The 7,776-nt window shown below is 69.9% G+C and carries 7 protein-coding genes; 6 read left to right on the top strand and 1 reads right to left on the bottom strand.

Annotation, left to right across the window (positions count from 1 at the left end):
* Positions 1-92: 92 nt before the first annotated feature.
* Positions 93-410 carry a TusE/DsrC/DsvC family sulfur relay protein gene (locus tag ACFSL4_RS15480; protein WP_381082821.1) on the top strand — a complete coding sequence of 106 codons (318 nt, stop codon included), beginning with the start codon at positions 93-95 and terminating at the stop codon, positions 408-410.
* 31 nt (positions 411-441) lie between these two features.
* Complete coding sequence (locus ACFSL4_RS15475; RefSeq protein ID WP_381082820.1) at positions 442-915, top strand: DsrE/DsrF/DrsH-like family protein; 474 nt, start codon at positions 442-444, stop codon at positions 913-915.
* A gap of 192 nt (positions 916-1,107) precedes the next feature.
* Here the strand turns inward: ACFSL4_RS15475 and ACFSL4_RS15470 are convergent, their stop codons facing one another.
* A complete protein-coding gene (locus tag ACFSL4_RS15470; RefSeq protein WP_381082819.1) occupies positions 1,108-2,130 on the bottom strand; it encodes a LacI family DNA-binding transcriptional regulator in 1,023 nt (340 codons plus the stop codon).
* A 138-nt stretch (positions 2,131-2,268) separates the two neighbouring features.
* On the opposite strand from ACFSL4_RS15470, the gene ACFSL4_RS15465 reads away from it, so the two are divergent.
* Genes ACFSL4_RS15465 through ACFSL4_RS15450 form a run of 4 tightly spaced genes read left to right on the top strand, consistent with a single transcriptional unit; the run spans position 2,269 to position 7,733 of the window.
* Positions 2,269-3,576 carry an ABC transporter substrate-binding protein gene (locus tag ACFSL4_RS15465; protein ID WP_381082817.1) on the top strand — a complete coding sequence of 436 codons (1,308 nt, stop codon included), beginning with the start codon at positions 2,269-2,271 and terminating at the stop codon, positions 3,574-3,576.
* Positions 3,577-3,583: 7 nt separating this feature from the next.
* Positions 3,584-4,540, top strand: coding sequence for a carbohydrate ABC transporter permease (locus tag ACFSL4_RS15460; RefSeq protein WP_381082816.1), 957 nt, complete (start codon positions 3,584-3,586; stop codon positions 4,538-4,540).
* On the top strand, positions 4,537-5,355 hold the full coding sequence (locus ACFSL4_RS15455) for a carbohydrate ABC transporter permease (protein WP_381082814.1): 819 nt from the start codon (positions 4,537-4,539) through the stop codon (positions 5,353-5,355). Before ACFSL4_RS15460 ends, ACFSL4_RS15455 begins: the two co-directional genes overlap by 4 nt.
* Complete coding sequence (locus ACFSL4_RS15450; RefSeq protein ID WP_381082812.1) at positions 5,352-7,733, top strand: beta-xylosidase/alpha-l-arabinosidase; 2,382 nt, start codon at positions 5,352-5,354, stop codon at positions 7,731-7,733. The genes ACFSL4_RS15455 and ACFSL4_RS15450 overlap by 4 nt, the downstream gene beginning before the upstream one ends.
* Positions 7,734-7,776: the final 43 nt, after the last annotated feature.

Here is a 7,776-nt window from a genome sequence, read left to right as displayed (position 1 = left end):
GCTGCCCGGCCGGGAACTGCCCGGCATCGGCTCGGCGATGCCCGAGCACGGCAAGATCCGCACCTCCGCCTGATCCCGGGAAGGACACCATCATGCCCACCGCCACCTACGCCGACACCACCGTCCCGGTCGACGACGAGGGCTTCTTCACCGACCCCGACCGCTGGACCGAGCCCATGGCCGGGCAGATCGCCCGCGAAGCCGGCATCGAGGCGCTGACCGAGCAGCACTGGAAGGTCATCCGCTTCATGCGCGCGGAATACGCCGCCAAGGGCACCGGGCCGACCGTGCGGGTGCTCGGCAAGACCTCCGGCGTGAGCGTCAAGGAGTTGTACCAGCTCTTCCCCAAGGGGCCGGCGAAGACCGCCGCGAAGGTCGCCGGGATCCCCAAGCCGCGTGGCTGCATCTGACCCGTCCGCCGCAACCGAAGGAGCACCTGCCATGGCCGCCACCGGCACGATCGAGAAGGTCTCGGTCATCGTGTCCAAGGGTTCCCTGGAAGGGATCTACCCGGCCCTGATCATGGCCAACGGCGCCCGCGCCGAGGGGATCGAGGCCGACCTGTTCTTCACGTTCTTCGGCCTCGACGCGATCACGAAGAGGCGCTGGGAGCACATCAAGCTGGCCACCGTCGGCAACCCCGGCCTCCATCTGCCGACCCTGCTGGGCGGCATGCCGGGCGTGCCGGACCTGCTCACCCGTTACATGGAACGCAAGATGGACAAGCTCGACATCCCGCCGATCCCCGAGTTCATCGAGATGATCTCTGACACCGGCGCGGGCATCTACGCCTGCAAGGCGTCGGTGGACCTGTTCGAACTCGGCAAGGACGACCTGATCGAGCAGGTCCAGGGCATCATCACGGTCGGCGAGTTCTACGAGCGCGCCGCCGGCGCCCGGATCATCTACACCTGAGCCGCGCGTCCCGCGGACCGGGTCCAGGGCCGTTCATGAGCTGAGCCTCATGAGCGGCCCCGCCGCATGAGGTGGCTCGACATCTTCCTCCGGTATCCCGCAGTGCTCGTGGGTGCCCGGCACCTTCCCGGGACAGGGCTGGTTCTCGGCGGCCCGCTGGGGCCCGTGTGCGCACCGCGCCTGCGGGGGTGCTCAGGCACCCTTCGGCGGTGCGGTGCTCTGCCGTACCACCAGGCGGGTGGCGAGTTCGATGCGCAGGGCGGACGTGCCGGCGTCGCGGGGGCGCAGCAGCATCCGGGCCGCTTCCTCGGCCATCTGCCGCAGCGGCTGGTGGACCGTGGTCAGCGCCGGGCTCGACCACTGGGCGAGCGGCACGTCGTCGTATCCGACGACCGACAGGTCCTCCGGCACGCTCAGGCCCTTCAGGCGCGCCGCCTCCAGGACGCCGAGCGCCTGCAGGTCGCTGCCCGCGAAGATGGCGGTCGGCCGGTCCGGGCCCTCCAGCAGGTCCATGGCGTGCTCGAAGCCGCCCTGCACATGGAAGTCGCCGTAGCGCACGAGGCGCGGATCGACCTCCAGGCCCGCCATCGCCATGGCCGAGCGGTAGCCGTCGAGCCGGGCGAGGGAGCACATCATGTCGTCGGGGCCGGTGATGATGGCGATGCGCTCGTGCTGGTAGTCGGTGAGATGGCGGGTGGCCGCCAGGCCGCCGGCCCAGTTGGCCGAGCCGACGGAGGGCACGTCCGGGTCGGGGTCACCGGCAGGGTCGACGATGACGAACGGGATGGCCCGCGACCTCAGTTGCTTCTTCACCTTGTCCGGGAGGGCCGAGAAGACCAGGACCACGCCCAGGGGCCGGCGCCGCAGGACCCCCTCGATCCAGTCGGGCGCGGGCGCGTGCCGGGTGCCGCTCTCGGTGAGGACCACGCTCGCCTTGTTGTCCTTCGCGACGTTCTCCACGCCGCGGATGAGTTCCATCGCCCAGATGCTCTCCAGCTCGTGGAAGACCAGCTCGATGAGCGGCGCCTGGGGCGCGCCCTGGGCCCGGCGGCGGTACCCGTGGTTGTCGAGAAGCTGTTCGATCTTGGTGCGGGTCGTCTCGGAGACATCGGAACGGCCGTTGAGGACTTTCGAAACCGTTGACAGCGACACGCCGGCCTGTCTGGCCACTGCGGCCAGGGTCACCCGGCCGTCCGCCTCGTCGTTTTCGCGCATGTCCGAAGGATAGGGCACGAGCTGCCGGTAACGGTTTGGTCGCGTGCGTGCACGACCGTTGACCCCCTGCGGTGCCTCCCTTACTGTCCGACAGCAGCGACTTTCGGCAATGTTGCCGAAACTTTCGAAAGGTAGACGATGAGGATACGTGCGCGGGTGCCCCGTTTGCTCGCCGGTGGTGTGACACTCGCCCTGGCGCTGAGCCTTTCGGCATGCGGGAGCGGAACCGGCGGGGGATCGTCGGACGACGGGAGGATCCACGTCCTCGTCTACGGAGACGCCAGCAACAAGGTCGAGCGGCAGATCGTCGACACCTTCAACAAGACGTCCGACGTCAAGGTCGTCCTCGACACCATCCCGGGCGCGGACTACCAGCAGAAGCTGCAGACGATCATCAACACTCCGCAGGCCCCCGACGTCTTCTTCAACTGGGGCGGCGGCAGCATCAAGCCGTTCGTCAAGGCCGGCCTGCTGCTGCCGCTGGACGACCTCATGGCCAAGGACCCGGGCCTGAAGTCCAACTTCCTGCCCACGGTGCTCGACAGCGCGAGCGTCGACGGCAAGCACTACGGCATCCCGATGCGCGGTACCCAGCCGGTCCTGCTCTTCAACAACAAGAACGTGCTGGCCGACGCCGGGGTGCAGCCGCCCAAGACGTGGGACGAACTGCTCGGCGCGGTCAAGAAGCTCAAGGAGAAGGGGAAGACCCCGATCGCCCTCGGCGGCGGCGACCAGTGGCCGACGCTGATGTGGTTCGAGTACGTCTACGACCGTGTCGCGGGGCCGGATCTGTTCCGCAAGGCCCTCGGCGGCGACAAGAGCGCCTGGGAGAGCCCGGACAGCAGGAAGGCGCTGGGCATGCTCAAGCAGCTCGTCGACGCCGGCGCCTTCGGCACCAAGTTCGACTCCGTGAAGTACACGAACGGCCAGTCGGTGGCGCTGGTCTCCAGGGGCAAGGCCGGCTTCGAGCTGATGGGCTCGTGGTACTACTCCCAGCAGCAGCAGGACGCCAAGGAGTTCGCCGAGAAGGGACTGGGCTACAGCACCTTCCCCACCATCGCGGGCGGCAAGGGCGACCCGGCCGACATCGTCGGCAACACCAACAACTTCTACTCGGTCATGAAGAAGGCGAAGCACCCCGAGGCCATCGCCGAGTTCCTGAAGCTCATGTACTCCGCCGAGTTCGCCAAGGCGTCGTTGGCCATCGGCAACCTGCCGACCACGACCAACGCCGGGACGTTCATCGACAGCGCCTCCGCCAGCCCCGCGTACTCGCACTTCCAGTACGACATGGTGAAGCAGGCCCCGTCGTTCCAGCTGTCCTGGGACCAGGCCTACCCGCAGTCGGCCAGCACGGCGATGCACCAGGCGGTGCAGCAGTTCTTCGACGGCCAGATCGACGCCGACGGCTTCATCAAGGCCATGCAGGCCCTCCCCACCGAATGAACCCCTCATGACCACAGAAACGACGAGCGTTCCCACCGTCGCCGGGCCCCGGAAGGCGGCCCGGCGGCGGCCGGAGGGCTCCTACACCGCCCGCGTGGGACGCCCCGGCTTCGTCTGGGCCGTCCCCGCCACCGTGTTCTTCGCCGTCTTCGCCATCGCCCCGCTGGTCATGGTGGCGGTGCTGTCCTTCATGAGCTGGAACGGCCTGGGCGCGCCCCGGTTCGTCGGCATGGACAACTGGAACCGGGTCCTCGACGACCCGGTGATGATCCAGAGCGTCTGGCTGACCCTGCTGGTCACCGTCCTCGGCGTCGTCGTCCAGACCCCCCTGAGCATCCTGCTCGGCGTCTGGGCCGCCGGACACCAGCGCAACCGCGCGGTGCTGTCGGTGATCTACTTCATCCCGCTGCTGCTGTCCGCCACCGCCGTGTCGGTGGTGTGGCGGGCGCTGCTCGACCCCAACTTCGGCATCCCGGCGCAGGCCACCTGGCTGTTCGGTGACGGCAACCTGTTCGGCAGGCAGGCCACCGCGATCGGTGTGCTGGCCTTCGTGAGCACCTGGCAGTACACGCCGTTCCACACACTGATCTACCAGGGCGCCGCCCGCGCGATCCCCGAGGTCCTGTACCAGGCGGCCGAGATCGACGGAGCGGGGCGCTACCGCCAGTTCTTCCACATCACCCTGCCGCAGCTGCGCAACTCGGTCATCACCTCGATGATCATCATGATCGTCGGAGGGCTCACCACGTTCGAGACGGTCCTGATCCTCACCCAGGGCGGACCGGGCACGGACACCACCATCAGCGCCTACTACATGTACCAGAAGGCCTTCAAGAGCTACGACTTCGGCGCCGGTGCCGCCATCGCCCTCGTGCTGGTCGTCGCGGCCACCGTCATCTCGCTGATCGTCGTGCGCGCGTCCGGCTACGACAAGATGCGCAGCGACATGGAGGGTGTGTCATGAGGCGCCGCCCCAACTACCTGGCGGGCTTCGGTTCGCTGGTCTGGCTGTTCCTGATCGGACTGCCGTTGTACGTGATGATCGTGGCGACCGTGCAACCCCAGTCGGACTACGCCGGAAACGGGCCCCTGTCCTTCCCGGACCGCTTCACCCTCCGCAACTACACCAGCGCCTTCGACTCGGGCTTCGGCCAGTACTTCCTCAACACACTGGTCGTCACCGTGTGCGTGGTCGGCCTGGTGCTGCTGCTCGTCCCGCCGCTCGCCTACGCCATCGTGCGCAGCCGCAGCAGGATCACCTCGCAGGTCTTCCGGCTGTTCCTGCTCGGACTCGCCATCCCCGCGCAGGCCGTGATCGTCCCGATGTTCTACCTGATCAGCCAGGCCGGCCTGTATGACAACCTTGTCGGTGTCATCCTGCCGACCGCCGCCTTCTGCCTACCGATGTCGGCGCTGATCCTCAGCGGTGCCATGCGCGACATCTCCCCCGAGCTGTTCGAGGCCATGGCCGTGGACGGAGCCACCCCCCGGCGGATGTTCTTCCAGCTCGTGCTCCCGCTCTCCCGGGGCGGGCTGTCCACGATCGTGGTCTTCTCCGCGCTCCAGGCGTGGAACGGCTTCCTGTTCCCCCTGGTGCTGACCCAGTCCGACTCCACCAAGGTGATCACCCTGGGTCTGTACAACTTCCAAACCGAACACGGCATCAACATCCCCGGGCTGCTGGCGGCCGTCGTGCTGTCCATGGTGCCCGTCCTGCTCGTCTACCTGTTCGCCCGCCGTGCCCTCATCCAGGGCCTCATGGGCGTCGGAGGAAAGTGACCGCCAACGTGGCAGTTGAGACCACCCCCGAAACCCCCGTCTGGAACGATCCCGCCCACGACATCGGCACCCGGGTGTCCGCCCTGATCGGTGCCATGACCCTCGAGGAGAAGATCGCCCAGCTCTACGGTGTCTGGGTCGGCGCATCCGACGAGGGCGGCGAAGTGGCCCCCCACCAGCACGACATGGAGGAGGCCGTCGACCTCGACAGCCTCCTGCCGGCCGGACTCGGCCAGCTCACCCGTCCCTTCGGCACCGCCCCCGTCGACCCCGCGCTCGGCGCGCTGTCCCTGCTGCGCACCCAGGCGCGCATCGTCTCGGCCAACCGCTTCGGCATCCCCGCAGTCGCGCACGAGGAGTGCCTGGCAGGCTTCGCGACCTGGAAGGCCACCGCCTACCCCGTCCCGCTGTCCTGGGGAGCCACGTTCGACCCGGAGCTGATCCACCGGATGGCCGCCGCCATCGGCCGGGACATGCGGTCCGTGGGCGTGCACCAGGGCCTCGCGCCCGTGCTCGACGTGGTCCGCGACCCCCGCTGGGGCCGCGTCGAGGAGACCATCGGCGAGGACCCGTACCTCGTGGGCACCGTCGCCACGGCCTATGTGCGGGGACTGCAGTCCGCGGGTGTCCTCGCCACACTGAAGCACTTCGTCGGCTACTCGGCATCGCGCGCCGGGCGCAACCTCGCTCCCGTGGAGATGGGCCCGCGCGAGACGGCGGACATCCTGCTGCCACCGTTCGAGATGGCCGTGCGCGAGGGTGGCGCCCGGTCCGTGATGTCCGCCTACAACGACACCGACGGCGTGCCTGCGGCGGCCGACGAGGAACTGCTGACCGGACTGCTGCGCGACACCTGGGGCTTCGAAGGCACCGTCGTGGCCGACTACTTCGGCATCGCCTTCCTCAGGACCCTGCACGGGATCGCGGGCGACTGGGCGGGCGCCGCGGGCGCCGCGCTCCATGCCGGCGTCGACGTCGAACTGCCCACTGTCAAGACATTCGGCGCGCCCCTCGTCGAGGCCGTCACCGCCGGCCGGGTGCCCGAGAGCCTCATCGACCGTGCCCTGCGCCGGGTGCTCGCCGAGAAGGCCCGGCTCGGCCTGCTCGACGCGGACTTCAGCCCGGTGCCGCCCGCGCTCGCGGGCGCCGACCTGGACGACCCGGACGCGCTGCGCGGCACGGTGGACCTGGACACGCCCGGCAACCGGGAGCTGGCCCGCGAGGTGGCCGAGCGGGCGGTGGTGCTGCTCGCCAACGACGGCACCCTGCCGCTCGGCCGTCCGCGCCGCATCGCCCTGGTCGGCCCCAACGCCGAGGAGCCCACCGCCGTGCTGGGCTGCTACTCCTTCCCCCTCCACGTCGGCGTCCACCACCCCGGCACCCCGGCCGGGATCGAACTGCCCAGCCTGCGGGAGGCCGTGGCACGCGAGTTCCCCGGCGCTGAGATCACCGTGGCGCGCGGCACCGGGATCGACGACGGCGACACCTCCGGGATCGCCGAGGCCGTCCGTGCGGCGCGCGAGGCCGATGTCGTCCTCGCGGTGCTGGGCGACCGTGCCGGGCTGTTCGGCCGCGGCACCAGCGGCGAGGGCTGCGACGCCGCCTCACTGGCGCTGCCCGGCGCCCAGCAGGAGCTGCTCGACGCGGTCCTGGACGCCGGTACGCCGGTGGTGACGGTGCTGCTCGCCGGGCGGCCCTACGCGCTCGGCCGCGCCGTGGCGGAGGCCGCCGCGATCGTGCAGTCCTTCTTCCCGGGCGTCGAGGGCACCACCGCCCTCGCGGGCGTGCTGAGCGGCCGGACCGAACCCTCCGGACGGCTGCCCGTCAGCGTGCCGCGGGGGCCGGACGCCCAGCCCGCCACGTATCTCGGCGCGCGGCTCGCCCAGGCGAGCGAGGTGTCCAACATCGACCCGACCGCGGCCTTCGGCTTCGGGCACGGCCTGTCGTACACGGACTTCGCCTGGAGCGGCCTCGCCGTCGACGAGAAGGAGACCGGCACGGACGGTGCGTTCCGGCTGGCGTTCACGGTCCGCAACACGGGGAAGCGGCACGGCACCGAGGTGGTGCAGCTGTACCTGCACGACCCGGTCGCCTCGGTCGTCCAGCCGGTGCAGCGACTGATCGGCTACACCCGGGTGCCGCTGGCCCCCGGCGAGGCGCGGCGGGTGCGGGTGACGGTGCCGGCCGACCTCGCCTCCTTCACCGGACGCGACGGGCGGCGCGTGGTCGAGCCGGGGGAGCTGGAGCTGCGCCTGGCGGCCTCCAGCACCGACCCGCGGCTGACGGCGACGGTCACCCTGACCGGTCCAGAACGGTACGTGGACCACACCAGGCGGCTGCACGCCGCCTTCGGCCAGGAGCCCGCGCAGGCCGGGTGACTACGGTGACGGGGCGGCGGCCCGGACCGGTCACGCCCGGTCC

Source organism: Streptomyces caeni, assembly GCF_042678285.1.
Taxonomy (GTDB): Bacteria; Actinomycetota; Actinomycetes; order Streptomycetales; family Streptomycetaceae; genus Streptomyces; species Streptomyces caeni.
Note: the sequence above shows the minus strand (reverse complement) of the source record. Positions and strands in the feature narration are given on the sequence as shown.